This is a genomic window from Pseudomonas sp. HMSC066A08 (assembly GCF_001813025.1).
GTDB lineage: Bacteria > Pseudomonadota > Gammaproteobacteria > Pseudomonadales > Pseudomonadaceae > Pseudomonas > Pseudomonas aeruginosa.
Genome location: NZ_KV811377.1, coordinates 1 through 275, shown reverse-complemented (window position 1 = coordinate 275; position 275 = coordinate 1). Strand labels below are relative to the sequence as shown.

Annotated in this window: 1 pseudogene; it reads left to right on the top strand. The window is 59.3% G+C overall.

The window, feature by feature from the left end:
- Positions 1-76: 76 nt before the first annotated feature.
- A pseudogene (locus HMPREF2886_RS34000) lies at positions 77-275 on the top strand (sel1 repeat family protein); the annotation flags it as partial.

The window sequence follows — 275 nt, the reverse complement described above, 5'->3', positions numbered from 1 at the left end:
ATCCTCTGCCTCCTCACCCGACCCAGGGCTACGATGCAGATCGGCCCGACTGGAAACCAGGGCAGTGATGCGGCTGATGGCTATTGGACTTGGGGCCGTGCTCTGTCTTGCAGCCGTTCCCGTGATGGCCAACAGCGCATCGTTTGTCTGTGTTAATGAGAAAGACCATCTGCCGCCGTTGGATTCGCAAGCCGATGCTTGGTACCGCGAAGCAGCAGCCTTGTCCAAGCCAGATACTCTGCGGCCCTGGGGCCGTATCGTCGAGCTTTACAGCA